Source organism: Phycicoccus endophyticus (assembly GCF_011326735.1).
Classification (GTDB): Bacteria; Actinomycetota; Actinomycetes; order Actinomycetales; family Dermatophilaceae; genus Phycicoccus; species Phycicoccus endophyticus.
In genome coordinates, this window is the sequence record NZ_JAANCN010000019.1 from 26,777 (window position 1) to 44,230 (window position 17,454).

General features: G+C 74.9%; 15 protein-coding genes. All 15 read right to left on the minus strand.

The genetic code is table 11. The features are described 5' to 3' along the window. Nucleotides 1–28: 28 nt before the first annotated feature. On the minus strand, nucleotides 29–1,366 hold the full coding sequence (locus G8D98_RS14885; protein ID WP_166105125.1) for a DivIVA domain-containing protein: 1,338 nt from the start codon (nucleotides 1,364–1,366) through the stop codon (nucleotides 29–31). Nucleotides 1,367–1,532: 166 nt separating this feature from the next. Continuing rightward, a complete protein-coding gene (locus G8D98_RS14890; RefSeq protein ID WP_166105127.1) occupies nucleotides 1,533–1,820 on the minus strand; it encodes a YggT family protein in 288 nt (95 codons plus the stop codon). A 42-nt stretch (nucleotides 1,821–1,862) separates the two neighbouring features. Next, complete coding sequence (locus G8D98_RS14895; RefSeq protein ID WP_166105130.1) at nucleotides 1,863–2,345, minus strand: cell division protein SepF; 483 nt, start codon at nucleotides 2,343–2,345, stop codon at nucleotides 1,863–1,865. Between the two features lie 55 nt (nucleotides 2,346–2,400). After that, complete coding sequence (locus tag G8D98_RS14900; RefSeq protein WP_166105133.1) at nucleotides 2,401–3,096, minus strand: YggS family pyridoxal phosphate-dependent enzyme; 696 nt, start codon at nucleotides 3,094–3,096, stop codon at nucleotides 2,401–2,403. Beyond that, a complete protein-coding gene (locus tag G8D98_RS14905; RefSeq protein WP_166105135.1) occupies nucleotides 3,093–3,797 on the minus strand; it encodes a purine nucleoside phosphorylase YfiH/LACC1 family protein in 705 nt (234 codons plus the stop codon). The genes G8D98_RS14900 and G8D98_RS14905 overlap by 4 nt, the downstream gene beginning before the upstream one ends. A gap of 87 nt (nucleotides 3,798–3,884) precedes the next feature. Then, complete coding sequence (ftsZ, locus tag G8D98_RS14910) at nucleotides 3,885–5,192, minus strand: cell division protein FtsZ (protein WP_166105138.1); 1,308 nt, start codon at nucleotides 5,190–5,192, stop codon at nucleotides 3,885–3,887. 228 nt (nucleotides 5,193–5,420) lie between these two features. Next, nucleotides 5,421–6,170 (minus strand): cell division protein FtsQ/DivIB, encoded by a 750-nt coding sequence (locus G8D98_RS14915; protein ID WP_166105141.1) that lies wholly within the window; start codon nucleotides 6,168–6,170, stop codon nucleotides 5,421–5,423. After that, complete coding sequence (gene murC / locus G8D98_RS14920) at nucleotides 6,167–7,615, minus strand: UDP-N-acetylmuramate--L-alanine ligase (protein ID WP_166105144.1); 1,449 nt, start codon at nucleotides 7,613–7,615, stop codon at nucleotides 6,167–6,169. Before murC ends, G8D98_RS14915 begins: the two co-directional genes overlap by 4 nt. A 6-nt stretch (nucleotides 7,616–7,621) precedes the next feature. Next, a complete protein-coding gene (gene murG, locus G8D98_RS14925) occupies nucleotides 7,622–8,716 on the minus strand; it encodes an undecaprenyldiphospho-muramoylpentapeptide beta-N-acetylglucosaminyltransferase (protein WP_166105146.1) in 1,095 nt (364 codons plus the stop codon). After that, a complete protein-coding gene (gene ftsW, locus G8D98_RS14930; RefSeq protein ID WP_166105149.1) occupies nucleotides 8,713–9,972 on the minus strand; it encodes a putative lipid II flippase FtsW in 1,260 nt (419 codons plus the stop codon). The genes murG and ftsW overlap by 4 nt, the downstream gene beginning before the upstream one ends. 3 nt (nucleotides 9,973–9,975) lie before the next feature. Beyond that, entirely contained in the window at nucleotides 9,976–11,460 is a 1,485-nt protein-coding gene (gene murD, locus G8D98_RS14935) for a UDP-N-acetylmuramoyl-L-alanine--D-glutamate ligase (protein WP_166105151.1), read from the minus strand. Continuing rightward, nucleotides 11,457–12,539 carry a phospho-N-acetylmuramoyl-pentapeptide-transferase gene (mraY, locus tag G8D98_RS14940; RefSeq protein ID WP_166105155.1) on the minus strand — a complete coding sequence of 361 codons (1,083 nt, stop codon included), beginning with the start codon at nucleotides 12,537–12,539 and terminating at the stop codon, nucleotides 11,457–11,459. Before mraY ends, murD begins: the two co-directional genes overlap by 4 nt. After that, a complete protein-coding gene (locus tag G8D98_RS14945; RefSeq protein ID WP_166105157.1) occupies nucleotides 12,536–13,942 on the minus strand; it encodes a UDP-N-acetylmuramoyl-tripeptide--D-alanyl-D-alanine ligase in 1,407 nt (468 codons plus the stop codon). Before G8D98_RS14945 ends, mraY begins: the two co-directional genes overlap by 4 nt. Continuing rightward, nucleotides 13,939–15,480, minus strand: coding sequence for a UDP-N-acetylmuramoyl-L-alanyl-D-glutamate--2,6-diaminopimelate ligase (locus tag G8D98_RS14950; RefSeq protein ID WP_166105160.1), 1,542 nt, complete (start codon nucleotides 15,478–15,480; stop codon nucleotides 13,939–13,941). The genes G8D98_RS14945 and G8D98_RS14950 overlap by 4 nt, the downstream gene beginning before the upstream one ends. Nucleotides 15,481–15,490: 10 nt before the next feature. Continuing rightward, on the minus strand, nucleotides 15,491–17,296 hold the full coding sequence (locus tag G8D98_RS14955; protein WP_166105163.1) for a peptidoglycan D,D-transpeptidase FtsI family protein: 1,806 nt from the start codon (nucleotides 17,294–17,296) through the stop codon (nucleotides 15,491–15,493). Between the last annotated feature and the right edge of the window lie 158 nt (nucleotides 17,297–17,454).

Genomic DNA, 17,454 nt, shown 5'->3' on the forward strand with positions numbered 1-17,454 from the left:
GGTGACCGGGCGGCTCCGCGGACCGACGTCAGGCCTGTGGCTCGTGCTCCGGCTGGGCCGCCTGCTCGGCCGGCTCCTCCTCGTCGACCGCCACGTTCTTGAGGTCGGCGAGCTGGCCCTGGATGTACTCGTGCAGGCGCGAGCGGTAGTCGCGCTCGAAGCCGCGCAGCGACTCGATCTTGCGCTCGAGGAGGTTGCGCTCGCGGCCGAGCTCCTCGAGGATCGCGGCCTTCTTCTGCTGCGCCTCGGCGACCATGCCGGTGGACCGCTCGCGGGCCTCGGTGAGCATCTGGTCGCGCTGGGTGGTCGCCGTGCCGATCATCTCGTCGCGCTGACCGGTCGCGGTCGCGATGAGCTCGTCGTGCTGGGCCTGCCCCGTCGAGATGAGCTCGTCGTGGCGGCGCTGGGCGGTCCCGAGCAGCTCGTCGTGCCGACGCTGTCCCTCCGAGACCAGCTCGTCGCGCTTGCTCTCGCCGGCCGCGACGTGCTCGTCGTGGAGGCGCTGGGCCAGGGCGATGACTCCCGCCGCGCTGGCCCCGCCACCCGCACCCGCCAGGGCTGCGGCACCGACACCGGAGTCCGCACCCTCGGCCCGGCGCTCGGCCTCCTGGGCCCGCGCCTCGGCCTCCTGGGCTCGCGCCTCCGCGGCCGCCACCCGCTCCTCGGCGTCCTGGCGTGCCTCCTCCAGGCGGGCCTGGAGAACCGACACCTGCTCGTCGGCCGCGGCACCCGCGTCCTCGCGGGCCGCGGCGAGGGAGGCGGCGTGGTCGTCACGCTCGGTGGTGACGCGCGTCAGCTCCCCCTCGAGGTCGCGGACGCGCTCCTCGAGCGTGCTCGCGGTCTGCTCGGCCTGCGTGGCACGGGTCTCGAGCTCACCGGCACGGCGCTCGGCGTCGGCCACCTGGGCGTCGACGTCTCCGCTGGCGCCTCGCAGCGCCTCGATCTCGGCGTCGCGCTGGGCCACGAGCTGCTCGAGCTCGGCCACCCGGGCCTCGAGCTGCTCGGCGCGCTGCTCCAGCTCGCCGACGCGGGCCTGACCGTCCCCACCCTGGTTGCGGGCCTCGTCGAGCTTGGCGAGCAGGTCGCTACGGGCCCCCTCGAGCTCGGAGACACGCGCCGCGAGCGTGGCGTTCTTGCTGCGCAGCTCCTCGACCTCGCGCCCGTCGGCGCCCGCCGGGGCCGCCGCGGCACCACTCGCGCCCCCCGAGGAGAGCTCGCCGCGCAGGTCCTCGCTCTCCTTGGTCATCCGACGCATCTCGGCGACGATGTCGTCGAGGAAGTCGTCGACCTCGCGCTCGTCGTAGCCACGACGGAACTGGGTCTGGGTGAACGTCTTGTTGAGGACGTCCTCGGGGGTGAGAGCCATGGTCAACTCCTGTGGCCGATGGGGCACGGTCGGGGTACCCGGGGCGCCGCACGGGTGCCGGGTCCGGGGGTCCCGGCCCAGCGTACGCGATCGGCGGTGCCCCCGTGACGTATGTCGAGCGGCGTGACACGAGTGACCGCGACGAGCGCCCCGGCAGCCGCGGTCCTCAGGAGCCGAGCGACCCGAGGACCGAGTAGAGGATCAGGACGCCGAAGAAGAGGACCATGAAGGACAGGTCGACCGATACCGCACCCAGCCGCAGCGGCGGGATGACCCGGCGCAGCGCCCGCAGCGGTGGGTCGGTGAGGGTGTAGACCGGCTCCGCGACGAGCAGCACGACACCCCGGGGGCGCCAGTCGCGGGCGAAGATCCGGATCCAGTCGAAGACCACCCGGCCGACGAGCACGACGAGGTACAGGAACACCACGAACGCGAGGACGGCGAAGACAGCCATACCAGGAGTGTGCCGGACGGCCCAGCGCGCGCGGTCCGGGGGTCAGCTCTGGTTGAACACGCCCCGCCCCGCCGTGGCGGCGACCGGACCCTCCTCGGCGGTGACCTCGACGGTCTCGGGCGAGAGGAGGAAGACCTTGGAGGTCACCCGCTCGATCGAGCCGTGCAGCCCGAAGACCAGGCCCGCGGCGAAGTCGACGAGCCGCTTGGCGTCCGCGTCGCTCATGTCGGTGAGGTTCATGATGACCGGGACCCCGTCGCGGAAGCTCTCCCCGATGGTCTTGGCCTCGTTGTACGTGCGCGGGTGGATCGTCGTGATCCGCGAGACGCTGCCGGCCTCCGGCGTGCGGACCACCTCGGCGACCGGCCGACGGGCGGTGGGCAGCGGCGTGACCTCCGCCCCCCGGTGCTCGGTGCGGTCCTCGACCTCGGGCTCGTCGTAGCCGTCGTAGTACTCGTCGTCGTAGTGGCCCTGGTCCTCGGCGAGGCCCAGGTAGACCATCGTCTTGCGCAGTGCGCCAGCCATCACGTGCTCCTCGGTCGTCGGCCCCACCTGTCGGTGCCGTGCGTCGTGACCGAAGTTACCCGTGTGACGGGCGGGATCCGAGGATTGCCGAGCCGACACGCAGGTGTGTCGCCCCGTGCTCGATGGCGGCCTCGAGGTCGCCGCTCATCCCGGCCGAGACCCAGCCGGCGTCCGGATGCTCCGCGCGCACCCGCCCGGCGAGCTCGTGCAGGCGGGCGAACGCCGGGTGCGGGTCCTGCCCGAGGGGGGCGACCGCCATGAGCCCGCGCAGCCGGAGGTTCGCGCTCGCGGCGACGAGGTCAGCGAGCTGCGGGACCCGCTCGGGGGGTGCACCGCCGCGCCCCTCGGCGCCGTCGAGGGCGACCTGGACGAGGGCGTCGAGCACCCGCCCCTCGCGCCCGGCGGCCCGGTCGAGGGCACCGACGAGCTTGGGGCGGTCGAGGGAGTGGACGACGTCGGCGTAGCGCGCGACCGACCCGGCCTTGTTCGTCTGCAGCTGGCCGATGAAGTGCACCCGGAGGCGCTCGCGGTGGGCGAGCCGCGTGACCTTCTCGGCGGCCTCCTGGTCGCGGTTCTCCCCCACGTCGGTGACGCCGAGCTCGGCGAGCAGGTCGACGTCGCTCGCGGGGAAGAACTTCGTGACGACGACGAGGGACACCGGGTCGCTGCGACCGGCGGCCTCGCTCGCGACCTCGATCCGGCGACGGACCGCGGCGAGGCGCTGCGCCAGCTCGGCCCGGCGGTCGGTCACGACACCCTCGTCACGACGCCGGCGAAGCGGCCAGTCGTCCGGGAGGCGCGGTAGGAGTAGAGGTCCTCGCGCTCCCGGGTGCAGCCCGCCACCCAGGTCACCGGGACGCCCAGCCGGTCCAGCTGGGCGACCACGCCGGCGGCGACGTCGATCGCCGGGGTCCCCGTCCAGGAGACGGTGGCGCTCACCGGCTCCACCCGCGCGGCGTCGGCGCGCATCGACGCCGGGACCTCGTAGCACCGCCCGCAGACCGAGGGCCCGACGACGGCGTCGACCGCGCCGGCACCGAGATCGCGCATCGCCTCGAGCGCCCGGGGGACGACGCCGGCGAGCATTCCCGGCCGGCCCGCGTGCACCGCGGCCACGACGCCCTCGGGGCTGGCGAGCAGCACCGGGACGCAGTCGGCGACGAGCACGGCCAGGGCCACCTCGTCGGAGGCGGTGACGACGGCGTCGCACCGCGGCGCCTCGGCGGGGAGGCCGTCGACGGTCGCCACCTCGGCGCCGTGGCACTGGGCCATCCACACGACCGGCCGCCCCACCGCGGCCCGCAGCCGCCGCCGGTTGTCGTGGACCGCGGCCGGGTCGTCCTCGACGTGCAGGCCGAGGTTGAGACCGCTCCAGGGGCCCCGGCTCACGCCCCCCGGCCGGCCGGTGAAGGCCCGGCGGGCACCACCTCGGGTCTGCTCCCAGATGAACACGGGTCCACCGTAGACGCGCCGGGTGCCGGCCCGTCGTGGGGCCGGCACCCGGTGTCGCCTGCTCGCGCTCCCCCAGGGGGCGCGGTGCTACTTGAGGAAGTCCGGGACGTCGAGGTCGTCGTTCTCCTCGAAGGTCACGGTGCGCGGCGGCTGGGCACGCACCGGTTCGGCCGGCGTGGTGTCGCGCTCGGTGCGCACCGGCGGCTCGTCGGCCTCGGGCGCCGCCGGCTCGGCGGGCTCGGCGCTGCCGGTGCCGCTCGGCACCGGGTCCGGCGTGCGCGGCGCGACGGTGGCCGGGGTGAGCGGCGGGGCGGCGCCGGGGCTCGGCGGAGCGCCCGGGGAGGAGGGCACCGTCGGGCTCTCGGCGGGCGGGACGGCCGGCGAGGCCGGCGGGACGGGGCGGCCCTGGATCGTGCCGAGCGCGCGGTCGTCCTGCCGGCGCACCGGCGCGCCACCGTCGAAGCCCGCCGCGATGACGGTGACCCGCACCTCGTCGCCGAGCGCGTCGTCGATGACGGCGCCGAAGATGATGTTCGCCTCGGGGTGGGCGGCCTCCTGGACCAGCCGGGCGGCCTCGTTGATCTCGAACAGCCCGAGGTCGCTGCCACCCTGGATCGACAGCAGCACCCCGTGCGCCCCGTCGATGCTCGCCTCGAGCAGCGGGCTGGAGATCGCGAGCTCGGCGGCCTGGACCGCGCGGTCCTCGCCACGGGCCGAGCCGATGCCCATCAGGGCCGAGCCGGCGCCCTGCATGACCGACTTGACGTCGGCGAAGTCGAGGTTGATCAGGCCGGGGGTGGTGATCAGGTCGGTGATGCCCTGGACACCGGAGAGCAGGACCTGGTCGGCGCTGCGGAAGGCGTCGAGCATCGAGACGCCACGGTCGCTGATCGAGAGCAGACGGTCGTTGGGGATGACGATGAGGGTGTCGACCTCGTCGCGCAGCCCGGCGATACCGGACTCGGCCTGGTTGGCCCGCCGGCGGCCCTCGAAGGTGAAGGGGCGGGTGACGACGCCGATGGTCAGCGCACCGAGGCCCTTGGCGATCCGGGCGACGACCGGCGCTCCGCCCGTACCGGTGCCCCCACCCTCACCCGCGGTGACGAAGACCATGTCGGCCCCCTTGAGGACCTCCTCGATCTCCTCGGCGTGGTCCTCGGCGGCCTTCTTCCCCACGTCCGGGTCGGCGCCGGCCCCGAGACCGCGGGTCAGCTCGCGGCCGACGTCGAGCTTGACGTCGGCGTCGCTCATGAGCAGCGCCTGGGCGTCGGTGTTGACCGCGATGAACTCGACGCCCTTGAGGCCGACCTCGATCATCCGGTTGATGGCGTTGACGCCACCTCCGCCGATGCCGACGACCTTGATCACGGCGAGGTAGTTCTGGGGTGATGCCACGGGCTTGGCCTTCCACTTCGGTCAGGGTGGTCGTGCGTCCGGCTCGACCCTCGACCTCTTGTTGAGGGTTACAGTTCGGTCACGGTGGGTGATGGGACGACGCTACGTCGCCCCTGCTGGTCCTGCACAGCTGCGGCGGGCGTGTCGCGACATCCCGTGGGGCAAATCCTGGCACGGCCGGCGTGCCGGGTCACATCCGCCCCAGCAGCCTCACAGGTCACAGGAGCCTCAGCGGGTCACGGGCGTGTCCGGCGCGCTGACGTCGATGACCTTGGCCTTGGTCGTGAGCAGGGCTCGTAGCACCCGGGTCTTGCGCTCCGGCTCGGCCTCCCCGCCCCAGATCACGGTGTGCCCGCGCAGGGTGAAGGTCACCAGGTCGGCGCTGCTCACCCGCAGGGCGGAGACCTCGCCGGCGAGGTCCTCGGGCAGGTCCCGCAGGAGCGCCAGCGCGGCCTGGAGGGCCTCCGGGCGCATCGAGCGGCTCCCGGTCGCGGTGACCACCGGCACCCCCTTCGGGGCCTTCTTCACCGTGCCGAACGCGACCCCCGTGGCGTCGACCACCTGGAGCCGGCCCGCGGGGTTCTTCACGACGATGGCCGCGACCCGCGGGACGACGTCGACGACGAGCGTGCCCGGCCAGGACCGGTGGACCGAGACCTCGGCGACCGTGACGCGCTGCCGCACGGCGGCCTCGACCGCCGAGGTGTCGACCCGCACGAGCGGCGTCCCCGGCGCCACGTCGACGAGCTGCTCGACCCGGCGGGCCTCGCGCCCGCCGACGCCGACGACCTCGACGTCGCGCAGACCGAGCACCTGGGTCCAGCCGAGCACCCACCCCGCACCGGCGAGCACCGCGAGCACGAGCACGGTGGCCAGTGCCCGCCGCCACGGCCGGCGGCGTCGGGCGAGGGCCCGCTCCCGGAAGCGCGAGGCCGAGGAGTCCAGCCCACGGGGGCTGCGCGTGGCGGTGTGGCTCATCCCCCGGCCTCCCGCGCGGCGAGCCGCTGAAGCAGCAGCGGCCCGAGCGCCGTGACGTCGCCGGCACCGACGGTGAGCACGAGGTCGCCCGGTGCGGCCTCCTCGGTGACGAGGGAGACCGCCCTCTCCCGGCTCACGCCGACCTCGACCCGGCGCTGTCCGGGAGCACGGACGAGCGGGTCGGCGACGAGGGCCGAGGTGACCCCCGGCTCGGGCGCCTCCCGGGCCCCGTAGACGTCGAGGAGGACGACGTGGTCGGCGGGCTCGAGGGCGGCGGCGAACTGCTCGGCGAAGTCGCGGGTGCGGCTGTACAGGTGGGGCTGGAAGACGACGAGCAGCCGGCCGCGGCCGGCACGCTCGAGGACCCCGGCCGCGGTCGAGACCACCGCGGCGACCTTGGCCGGGTTGTGCGCGTAGTCGTCGACCACGGTGACGTCGCCGACCACCCCCCGGACCTCGAAGCGGCGGCGGGCGCCGGTGAAGCCCGCGAGCCCCCGCAGGACGGCCCCGCGCTCGGCCCCGAGCCCGTCGACCGCCGCGAGCAGCGCCGCCGACGCGTTCGCCACATTGTGCGCGCCGGGCACCGCGAGGACGAGCTCGACCCGGCTGCCGTGGTGCACGACGGTGGTGCGGGTCCCGAGCCCCTCCGCCGTGGTGGCGAGCAGGCGCAGGTCGGCCCCGGCGCTCGCGCCGAACGTCAGCACCCGACGGCCACGGGCCCGCTCGGAGCGCGCGAGTGCCGCGGCCCCGGGGTCGTCGGCGCTGACGACGAGCAGGTCGGCCACGGTCGCCGCGAAGTCGCCGAAGGCGGCGGTCACCGCCTGCGGGGTGCCGTAGAAGTCGAGGTGGTCCGGCTGCACCGTCGTCACTACGCCGACGGCCGGACGGTAGACGACGAAGCTGCCGTCGCTCTCGTCGGCCTCGACGACGAACGCGTCGCCGGTGCCGAGCGCCGCGTTCGTCCCGAGCTGGGCGACCTCTCCCCCACAGGCGAAGGAGGGGTCGGCCCCGGCCTCGGCCAGCGCCACGACGAGCATCGCGGTCGTCGTCGTCTTGCCGTTGGTGCCGGCGACGGCGACCGCACGCGAGCGCCCGAGCAGCGCGGCCAATGCCTGGGAGCGGTGCAGCACCCGCAGGCCGGCGGAGCGCGCGGCGGCCAGCTCGGGGTTGTCCTCACGCACGGCCGAGGACACCACGACGGTGTCGACGCCCGCGAGGTGGGCCGGGTCGTGGCCGACGGCGACCCGCGCTCCGGCCGCCCGCAGGGCCTCCAGCGCCGGGGAGTCGGCAGCGTCCGAGCCGCTGACGACCACGCCGCGGGCCAGCAGCAGGCGGGCCACCGCCGACATCCCGGCGCCACCGATGGCCACGAGGTGCACGGCACCGAGCGACTCCCACGCCGGCACCGGTGCGGCGAGGTCGAAGCGGGGGTTGGTGACGGGCACGGCCGTTCAGCGCCCTCCGGCCGCACGGGCCACGAGGTCGGCGAGCCGCTCGTCGCCGTCGCGCTGGCCCACCGAGGACGCGGCCCGGCCCATCGCCGCCACCCGCTCCTCGTCCTGCGCCAGGGGCAGGACGACGTCACCGACCCACCGTGCGTCGACGAGCGCGTCGTCGACGACGAGGCCACCCCCGGCGTCCAGGACGTGGGAGACGTTCAGACGCTGCTCGCCGTTGCCGATGGGCAGCGGCACGTAGACGGCCGGCAGGCCGACGGCGGTCAGCTCGCACACGGTGTTCGCCCCGGACCGGGCGACGACGAGGTCGGCGGCCGCGTAGGCCAGGTCCATCCGGTCGCAGTAGGGCAGGACGACGTACCGGGCACCGGGCAGCGGGCCGGGGTCGACCTCCTTGCCGGCTCCGGTGACGTGCAGCACCTGGACCCCGGCCGCGGAGAGCTCGGCGGCGGCGGCGGCGAAGGCGCCGTTGAGCCGGGCCGCCCCGAGCGAGCCACCGGTGACGAGCAGGGTCGGGCCCTCCGCCAGGCCGAAGTGCTCGCGCGCCTCGGCCCGCAGCGCCGCGCGGTCCAGGGTGGCGATCTCGTGGCGCAGCGGCATGCCGGTGACCGTGGCCCCGCGCAGCGGCGTCCCCGGGAAGGTGACGGCGACCTCGGCGGCGACCCGGGCGCCGAGCCGGTTGGCCAGCCCGGGGCGGGCGTTCTGCTCGTGGACGACGACGGGCACGCGGCGGCGACGGGCCGCGAGGTAGGCCGGAGAGGCGACGAAGCCGCCGAAGCCGACGACCACCTCGGCGGCGCTCTGCTCCAGGGCCCGCTCCGCGGCGGCGACCGCACGACGCAGGTCGCCCGGCAGCCGCAGCGCGGCGGCGTCGGGCCGTCGCGGGAACGGTACCCGGGGCACCTCGTGCAGCGGGTAGCCACGGGCGGGCACGAGCCGGGCCTCGAGCCCCTCGGCCGTGCCGAGCGCGGCGACCCGCACCTGCGGGTCACGCCGCCGGAGGCAGTCGGCGAGGGCCAGCAGGGGCGAGACGTGCCCGGCGGTCCCACCACCGGCGAGGAGGACCGACCCGGGCGCGGCGGCGCTCACGACCCGCTCCGGCGCGAGCGGACCGCCCCGGACACGACCGCGAGCGAGCGCCGCAGCGAGGAGGGGCGGGCGGCCAGCACCTCGCGGCAGCCGGGTTCGTTGCGGGCGAAGGAGAGCAGGATGCCCAGGGCACCCATCGTCGTGATGAGCGAGGAGCCGCCGGAGGAGACGAGCGGCAGCGGCACCCCGATGACGGGCAGCAGGCCGATGACGGTACCGATGTTGATCACGGCCTGGATGATGACCCACATCATCACGCCCGCCGTGACCACCCGGACGAAGAAGTCCTCCGAGCGCACGACGAGCCGGTAGCACGTGACGGCCAGCGCGGCGAAGAGCAGGAGGATCGCGAGGGTGCCGGGCAGGCCGAGCTCCTCACCGATGATCGCGAAGATGAAGTCGTTGTGCGGCTCGGACAGCAGACCCCACTTCTCCCGGCTCTGCCCGAGGCCGAGGCCGAGCCACCCGCCGTCGGCCAGGGCGTACCGGCCGTGGATGGGCTGGCGCGCGTTGCCGTACGGGTCGGTGTCGCGCCCGAGCCAGACGTCGAAGCGCCCGAGCCGGTTGGGGCTGGTGACGACGAACGCGACGGCCATCCCGACGAACGGCACGCCGGCGATGACGAACCAGCGCACCGGCACCCCGGCCGCGAAGAGGACCCCCGCCACGATCGCGCCGAGGATCATCACCGTCCCGAGGTCGTGGCCGAGGACGACCGAGGCGACCGACACGGCCGCGATGGGCACGAGGTAGGGGACGAGCACGTGGCCGAGGGAGCGCAGGTGGCGGCGCTTGCGGGCGAGGACGAGCCCCCCGGCGAGGACGAGGCCGACCTTGACCAGCTCGGAGGGCTGGATGGTCACCGGCCCGAGACGCAGCCAGTTGCGGTTGCCGTTGACGGCGAACCCGAGGGGGGTGAGCACGAGCAGCTGGAGGGCGACCGCGACGACGAGCACCGGCACCGCCAGCCGCTTCCAGCCCGTGACCGGGATACGCGAGGCGAGCAGCAGCGCGACGCCCCCGATCCCGGCGTAGACCGCCTGGGTGGTGAAGATCGTGTAGGCCGAGCGGCTCTCCTCGAGGGAGGTGATGGCGCTCGCGGAGAGCACCATGATCAGCCCGAAGACGACGAGCGCGGCGGTGAGCGACAGGAGCAGGTAGTACGTGGCGACCGGGGAGTCGAACCGGGCGGCCCAGGCGCGCACGCGGGTGGTGCCGCGTCCGGACTCTCGGGCCGGGGCGGTGGCGGAGGTCACGGGCTACCCCCCGCCGGTGAGCCGCCGCACCGCCGCAGTGAAGGCGTCGCCGCGCGCACCGTAGTCCGTGAACATGTCCATCGACGCGGCGGCGGGGGCGAGGAGGACGACGTCCCCCTCCCGGCCCAGGGCGAGGGCATGCTCCACCACGGCGTCCATGGCCCCAGTGTCGGTACGGGCCACCTCCCGCACGGGGACATCCGGCGCGTGTCGGGCCAACGCCTCGGAAATGGCCGAACGGTCGCGGCCGAGGAGGACGACGCCGCGCAGCCGCGGCGCGGCGGCCGCGACGAGCTCGTCGACCTCGGCCCCCTTGAGCAGCCCGCCCGCCACCCAGACGACGCCCTCGAAGGCGGCCAGGCTGGCCCGCGCGGCGTGCGGGTTGGTCGCCTTGGAGTCGTCGACCCACCGCAGCCCGCGCACGACGCCGACCTCGGCGATGCGGTGGGGGTCGGGCACGAAGCCGCGCAGCCCCGCCCGCACCGCGGCCGCGGGCACGCCGTGCGCCCGGGCGAGCGCGGCGGCCGCGAGGGCGTTGGCCACGAGGTGCGGGGGCGGGGCACCCGGCCCCTGGCCCAGGTCCTCGAGCGAGGCCAGCTCGGCCGCGGTCGTGGCCCGCTCGGCGACGAAGGCCCGGTCGGCGAGGACGTCGTCGACGACGCCGAGCTCGGAGGGGCCGGGCACCCCGAGGGTGAAGCCGACCGCCCGGCAGCCCTCCTGGACCTCCGCCTGCTCCACGAGGCGCCGGGTGCGCTCGTCCTCGACGTTGTAGACGCACGCGACCTCGGTGTTCTCGTAGACCCGGCCCTTGGCCCGGGCGTACTCCTCGAACGAGCCGTGCCAGTCGACGTGGTCGGGTGCGACGTTGAGGCAGGCCGAGGCGCGCGGCGCGAGCGAGTGCGACCAGTGCAGCTGGAAGCTGGACAGCTCCACGGCGATGACGTCGTAGGGCTGCGGGTCCATGACCGCCTCGAGGACGGGCGTGCCCACGTTGCCCGCGCTGCACGCGCGCAGCCCGGCGGCCTGCAGCATCGCGGCGAGCATCCGCACGGTGGTCGTCTTCCCGTTGGTCCCGGTGACCGTGAGCCACGGGGCGGCGCCCTCGCGCGGGCGCATCCGCCACGCGAGCTCGACCTCGCCCCAGACCGGGACACCGGCGCGGGCGGCGGCGGCGAGCAGCGGCTGGTCCGGGCGCCACCCGGGTGAGGTGACGACGAGGTCGGGCGCCGCGGCGGGCAGCCCGGCGACCGCCTCGGGTCCGTGGTGCACCGACGCGCCGAGGAGGTCGAGCAGGTGGGCGCGCTCGGCCATCGGCGTCCCGGCGGCGGGGGCCACGGCGTCGACGATGGTGACGAGCGCGCCCCGCTCCAGGAGGGCGTCGGCCGCGGCGAAGCCGCTCAGCCCGAGACCGGCGACGAGGACGCGCAGACTCGCCCAGTCGGCGTCCCGGTGGGTCAGGGTCGTGGTGCGCGCGGGCTGCGCGCTCATGCCGCGCCCACCACCCACTCGGCGTAGAACAGCCCGAGACCGAGGGCGACGAAGAGGCCGGCGATGATCCAGAACCGGATGACGATCGTCACCTCCTGCCACCCCATGAGCTCGAAGTGGTGCTGCAGGGGCGCCATCTTCAGCACCCGTCTGCCCGTCGTCTTGAACGAGACGACCTGGACGATGACCGAGAGGGTCACCGTGACGAACAGGCCACCGAGGATGACCACGAGCAGCTCGGTGCGGGTGAGGATGGCCAGCCCGGCCAGCGCCCCGCCGAGGGCGAGCGAGCCGGTGTCGCCCATGAAGATCTTCGCCGGCGACGCGTTCCACCACAGGAAGCCGAAGCAGGCGCCCATCCCGGCGGCGGCGACGATGGCCAGGTCGTGCGGGTCGCGCACCTCGTAGCACTTGGTCCCGGGGTTCCACTGGCAGTTCTGGTTGAACTGCCAGATCCCGATGAGGACGTAGGACGCGAAGACCATGACCGAGGCGCCGGTCGCGAGGCCGTCGAGGCCGTCGGTGAGGTTCACGCCGTTGGACGTGCCCGCGACGATGAGGTTGGCCCACAGGACGAAGAGGATGACGCCGAGCACGGAGCCGGCGAAGGCGAGGTTGACCGGGGTGTCCCGGACGAAGGAGATCGCCGTCGAGGCGGGGGTGCGGAAGGAGCCGTTGGGGAACTCGAGCGCGAGGACCGCGAAGACGACCGCGACGAGCGTCTGGGCGGCGAGCTTCTGGCGCGAGCGCAGCCCGAGGCTGCGCTGCTTGCTGATCTTGATGTAGTCGTCGAGGAACCCGACCACGCCCATCCCGGCCATGAGGAAGAGGACGAGCAGCCCGCTCACCGTCGGCTTCTGCCCGGTGAGCAGGTGCGCCAGCGCGTAGGCGAGCAGCGAGGCCAGGACGATGACCGCCCCACCCATCGTCGGGGTGCCCCGCTTGGTGTGGTGCGAGGTCGGCCCGTCGTCGCGGATGAACTGCCCGTAGCCGCGCCGCACGAGGAAGCGGATGAAGGTCGGTGTGCCGAAGAGCGAGAGGACGAGGGAGACCACGGCGGCGATGAGCACGGCCTTCACGGGTGCTGCTCCTCGGGGGTCGTCGCGAGCGTGTCTCCGAGCAACCGTAGCCCGGCGTCGCGGCTGGACTTGAACAGGGCCACGTCGCCGGGGGCGAGCTCGGCACGCAGCAGCCGCTCGGCGGTCTCGGCGTCCGGGACGTGGCGCACGTTGGTGCCGCCCGCGGCCTCGATGGCCCCGGTGGCGAGCGGACGCGCCTCCTGCCCGACGACGAGCAGCTCCTCGACCCCCCGGGCCACGGCCTCGGCGCCGACCGCGGCATGCAGCGCCGCGGACTCCGTCCCGAGCTCGAGCATCGTGCCGAGGACGGCCCAGGTGCGCCGGCCCTCCCCCATCCGCTCGAGGGTGGCCAGGGCGGCCCGCATCGAGTCCGGGTTGGCGTTGTAGGCGTCGTTGACGACGGTGACGCCGTCGGGCCGCTCGGTGACCTCCATCCGCCAGCGGCTGCGCGGCCGGGCCGTGCTGAGCGCCCCGCCGACCTCGTCCAGCGACAGGCCCACCTCGAGGGCGACCGCGGCGACGGCCAGCGCGTTGCCCACGTGGTGGCGCCCGACGAGCCCGAGCGCGACGTCGGTGGCCCCGGAGGCGGTCTCCAGCCGGAAGGACGGCCGGCCGGCGGCGTCGAGGGCGACCTCGCGGGCGCGCACCTCGGCGTCCTCGGCCTCGCCGACGAGCGTCACCCGGGCGGGCGTCACGGCCGCCATCGCCCGCACCGCGGGGTCGTCGGCGTTGAGGACGGCCAGTCCACCCTCGGGCAGGGCCGCGGGCAGCTCGGACTTGGCGCGGGCGATGGCCTCCCGCGAGCCGAACTCCCCGAGGTGGGCCGTGCCCACGTTGAGCACGACCCCGATGCGCGGGGGCGCCATCCCGGTGAGGTAGGCGATGTGCCCGGGGCCGCGGGCCCCCATCTCGACGACGAGGAAGCGGGTGTCGGGCTCGACGCGGCACACCGTGAGCGGCACCCCGACCTCGGAGTTGTACGAGCCCACCGGCGCGACCGTGGGGCCGACGGTCGCGAGCACCTCCCCGAGCAGGTCCTTGGTGCTCGTCTTGCCCGAGGAGCCGGTGAGCCCGACCACGGTGAGGCCGGGCGAGGCGTCGACGACCGCCCGCGCCAGGGCCGCGAAGGCCGCCTGGGTGTCCTCGACGACGACGCACGCCAGGCCCTCGAGCGGGCGGGTCGTGAGCGCCGCGACGCAGCCGGCGGCGAGCGCCGCCGCCGCGAAGTCGTGCCCGTCGGCGTGCTCGCCGACCCGGGCGACGTAGAGCCCGCCGGACGCGGCCTCGCGGGAGTCGGTGACCACCGGCCCGTCGACGAGGAGCGCCTGCGCGTCCGGCTCGGCGACGCCGTGCACGGTGCCGCCGACGACCCGCGCCACCTGCGAGAGCGACATCGGGATCACGGCGCCTCCACCCCGGCGACGGCGCGCAGGGCCTCCCGCAGCACCTCGCGGTCGTCGAAGGGGTGCACGACCCCGTCGACCTCCTGCCCGCTCTCGTGGCCCTTGCCGAGCACGGCGACCGTCGCGGCGCCACGCTCGGCGGCGACCCGGGCGACGGCCTCGTGGACGGCCGGCCGGCGGCCCGCGACCTCGGCGAGCTGCACCGGACGCCCGGCGCGGCGGACCGCCTCGGCCCCCTCGAGCACGGCGGCGCGGATCGCGGCGGGGTCCTCCGAGCGGGGGTTGTCGTCGGTGACGACGACGACGTCGGCACCCTGCGCGGCGGCGGCGCCCATGGCGCGGCGCTTGTCCTGGTCGCGGTCACCGCCGGCACCCGTGACGCACACGAGGGTCCCGGGCGTGCTCGGGCGCAGGGCCTGCAGGGCGGCGGCGATCGCGTCGGGCGTGTGGGCGTAGTCGACGACCGCGCGCGGCAGCCCGTCGTGGCCCTGCAGGGCGACCCGCTCCATCCGGCCCGGCACGTGCGGGTCGGCGAGGACGGCCTCCCCGGCGCGCTCGGGAGGCTCCCCGAGCAGGACGAGGGCAGCGGCCGCCATCGCGGTGTTCGTCACGTTGAAGTCCCCGGGCAGGCTCGACCTCAGGTGCAGGTCGACCCCGTCCGGGCCGGTAAGCCGGAACGCTGCCGGGTCGGGGCCCTGCCGACGCACCGACCAGTCCGCCTCGGCCCCGGTCGCCAGCGCCTCGACGGGCACCGTGGCGCGTGCGAGCAGCTCGCGCCCCCAGGCGTCGTCGACGCACACGAGGGCCCGCCGGGAGCGGGCGGGGGTGAACAGCGAGGCCTTGGCGGCGAAGTAGGCCTCCATGGACCCGTGGAAGTCGAGGTGGTCCTGGCTGAGGTTGGTGAACAGCGCGACGTCGTAGACGACCCCGTCGACCCGGTGCTGCGCCAGGGCGTGGCTGCTCACCTCCATGACGCAGGTGTCCAGACCGCGCTCGGCCATCACCGCGAGCAGGGCGTGCAGGTCCGGAGCCTCGGGGGTGGTGCGCACGCTGCCCACCCGCTGCGGCCCGATCCGGGTCTCGACCGTCCCGATGAGGCCCACCGCGTGCCCGAGGGCGGTCAGGGCGGAGTGCACGAGGTAGGCGGTCGTCGTCTTGCCGTTGGTGCCGGTGATGCCGACGAGCCGCACGGGCAGCTCCTCGGTCCCGTAGACCCGGGCGGCGACCGCACCGAGCACCGAGCGCGGCCGCTCGACCACGAGCGCCGGCACCTCGACCCCGGCGGCCACGAGCCGGCTGCGGCCCGCGGCGTCGGTGAGCACGGCGGCGGCGCCGGCGGCCACGGCCTGGGCGGCGTAGTCGCCACCGTGGGCCCGGGCACCGGGCAGGGCCGCGTAGAGGTCCCCGGGACGGACCGCACGGGAGTCGAGGGTGACGCCGCTGACCTCGGCCGCGGCCGGCGGCGCGGGTACCCCGAGGAGGGCCGCGACCTCGCCGAGCGGGGTGCGCCGCGTCGTGGTCGGCCGGGGGGAGAGCATCCGGACGACCTTACCGCTTGACCTGCTTCTTGCCGTCGCGCAGGACGTGGGGGTCGGAGAGCGCCTTCTGCGGCGAGACCTCGATCTTCAGGTGCTTGGCCTTCTTGCCCGTCGGCGGGATCTTCAGCTCCTGCAGGGCGTAGGTCATGACGTCCTTGAAGACCGGGCCGGCGACGTACCCGCCGAAGAAGGGGTAGGTGGGCTTCTGGACGATGACGGCGACGACGACCTGCGGGTCGTCGGCCGGCGCGTACCCGACGAAGCTGGCGGTCTTGCCGTTGTAGCGCCCCACGCTGTCGTCGTAGTACTCCGCGGTGCCCGTCTTGCCCGCGACCCGGTAGCCGGGGATCTGCGCCTCCACGGCGGTGCCCTCGGGGCTGACGACGCCCTCGAGCATGGCGCTGACCTGGTTCGCGGTCTTCTGCGAGACCACGCGCGTCCCGGTGGAGGCCTTCTCCTCGTGGACGGTGCCGTCGGCGTCGGTGACGCTCTCGACGAGCCGGGGAGCCACCCGCACCCCACCGTTGGCGATGGTCTGGAAGACCGACGCGGCCTGGATGGCCGTCACCGAGATCCCCTGGCCGAAGGCGACCGTGGCGCGCTTGGTGCCGCTCCACGTCGAGGACTCGGGCAGGATCCCGGCCGACTCGCCCGGGTAGCCGGTCCCGGAGACCTGCCCGAGGCCGAACTTGTGGAAGTAGGACTCGATGGTCGAGGGCTTGAGCGTCTCGGAGACGAGCACGGTGCCGATGTTGCTCGACTCGGCGAGGGTGCCGGCCACCGTGCGGTACTCGGTCGGGTGCTCGTGGGAGTCCTTGAACGAGGTGTCGTAGCGCTGCAGCCGGTTCGGGATGACGACCGGTGTGCTCGGGGTGACCGTGCCCTTCTCCAGCGCCGCGGCCATCGTCATGATCTTGGCCGTCGAGCCGGGCTCGAAGACGTCCGAGAAGGCCTTGTTGTCCAGCTCGGCACCCGCCGTGCCGACGTCGGTGTTCGGGTCGAAGGTCGGGTAGGACGCGACGCTCAGCAGGTCGCCGGTCTTGGCGTTCATGATGACGACGGTCCCCGAGGTGGCCTTGGTCTCCTCGATCCGCTGGGCCAGGGCGTTCTGGGCGTACCACTGCAGCGAGGAGTCGACCGTCAGCCGGACGTCCTCGCCGTCGACGGCCTCCGTGGTGCTCGACTCCCCGGCGGGGATGGCGGTGCCGTCGCCGCCACGCTCGTAGGTCGTGCGCCCCGGCGTGCCCTTGAGGGCGTCCTCGGCCATGAGCTCGACCCCACCACCGGGCTGGCCGTCGTCGGTGACGTAGCCGACGAGGGCCGCGGTCGTCTGCCCCTGCGGGTAGATCCGCTCCGAGCGGGTCTCGCGGCGGTCGCGGGCGATGCCGGGGATCCCGAGGTCGGCGATCTTGTTCCACGTCAGGGGCGTGACGTCCTTGCTGAGGATGCGGTAGCGGCTGGTCCCGGTGAGCGCCGTCACCAGCTCGCTCACCGGGGTGTCGAGCAGCGGTGAGAGCTTCTCGGCGGCCTCCTGGACGGCCTGCTGCGAGGTCGCCGGGTCGCACGTCGTCGCCCCGGTCCGGTAGGTGCACACCGCCGTCTGGTCGGCGACGACCACCTCGCGCACGACGCTCGAGGCGAGCACCGTCCCGTCGGCGGAGAGGATCTTGCCGCGCATCGCGGGGATGATCTGCGCGGTGACCCGCTGGCTCTCGGCCTCGGCGGCCACGGCGTGCGCGTCGAGCCCCTGGATGCGGACCAGCTGGGCACCGAAGACGGACAGGACGAACATCGTCGCGACGACGAGCGTGCGCATCCGGCGCCGCGTGCTCGGTCCCGGCCCGGTCGCCGCACGCCGCCGGACGGGCCGCCGGGCGGTGGGCCGGCGCCCCCCCGCGCGCTGACGTGGGGTCGAGGCGGTCCGCGTGGGGGCACCCGTCCGCCCGCTCCCCGTCGCCCGCGCGGCGGCCGGCC

Bases quoted from the DNA above. Each gene is read 5' to 3' on its own strand.
- G8D98_RS14885 (WP_166105125.1), bottom strand. From the start codon at position 1,366: ATGGCTCTCACCCCCGAGGACGTCCTCAACAAGACGTTCACCCAGACC.
- G8D98_RS14890 (WP_166105127.1), bottom strand. From the start codon at position 1,820: ATGGCTGTCTTCGCCGTCCTCGCGTTCGTGGTGTTCCTGTACCTCGTC.
- G8D98_RS14895 (WP_166105130.1), bottom strand. From the start codon at position 2,345: ATGGCTGGCGCACTGCGCAAGACGATGGTCTACCTGGGCCTCGCCGAG.
- G8D98_RS14915 (WP_166105141.1), bottom strand. From the start codon at position 6,170: ATGAGCCACACCGCCACGCGCAGCCCCCGTGGGCTGGACTCCTCGGCC.
- murD (WP_166105151.1), bottom strand. From the start codon at position 11,460: ATGAGCGCGCAGCCCGCGCGCACCACGACCCTGACCCACCGGGACGCC.
- G8D98_RS14950 (WP_166105160.1), bottom strand. From the start codon at position 15,480: ATGCTCTCCCCCCGGCCGACCACGACGCGGCGCACCCCGCTCGGCGAG.
- G8D98_RS14955 (WP_166105163.1), bottom strand. From the start codon at position 17,296: ATGCGCACGCTCGTCGTCGCGACGATGTTCGTCCTGTCCGTCTTCGGT.